Genomic DNA, 804 nt, shown 5'->3' with positions numbered 1-804 from the left:
AGACCCTCTACACCCAGCCCGCCCTGTTCGCCCTGCAAACCGCCCTCACCCACCTGCTGTCCACCTGGGGCATCACCCCCACCGCGGTGGCCGGGCACTCCATCGGCGCCATCGCCGCCGCCTGCACTGCAGGCATCCTCACCCTCCACGACGCCGCGACCCTCATCGCCACCCGCGCCCGCCTCATGCACACCCTCCCCCCAGGCGGCGCCATGACCGCCATCAACGCCACCGAAGAGCAAATCACCCCCCACCTCAGCGACGCCGTCACCATCGCCGCAATCAACACCCCCACCTCCACCGTCATCTCCGGCGACCACCACACCGTCACCCAACTGACCGAACACTTCCGAGAGCAGGGGCACAAAGTCCGGCCGCTGACGGTCAGCCACGCCTTCCACTCCCCCCACATGAACCCCATCCTGGAGGAGTTCGAACACGCGGTGGCCGGGCTGTCCCTCACCCCGCCCACCGGACCGGTCATCCCCTTCGTCTCCGACCTCACCGGCCAGGTCGCCGCCCCCTCCGACCTCACCGACCCCTCCTACTGGGCCCGCCACCTGCGCAACCCCGTCCGCTTCGCCGACGTCGTACGGCGACTGCACGAGGGCCGGGAGCCGGGCGAGGAGGTGCGGACGTTCCTGGAGATCGGCCCCGACGGCGTCCTGAGCGGGCTGATCCGCGAAACGCTCGACCGGCAGGAAGACCTGGTCGCCGTCCCCGCGCTGCGCCGCGACCGGCCCGAACCCCACACCGTCGTCACCGCCGCCGCCCACGCCCACACCCACGGCACCCCCACCGACT

General features: G+C 71.4%; 1 protein-coding gene. It reads left to right on the top strand.

Translation table 11 applies throughout. From position 1 onward, the window contains the following. On the top strand, window positions 1-804 hold an 804-nt coding region (locus FLW16_RS42975; protein WP_142566725.1), incomplete at both ends, for an acyltransferase domain-containing protein.

Source organism: Microbispora sp. KK1-11, assembly GCF_006874435.1.
GTDB classification, from domain to species: domain Bacteria; phylum Actinomycetota; class Actinomycetes; order Streptosporangiales; family Streptosporangiaceae; genus Microbispora; species Microbispora catharanthi.
Note: the sequence above shows the minus strand (reverse complement) of the source record. Positions and strands in the feature narration are given on the sequence as shown.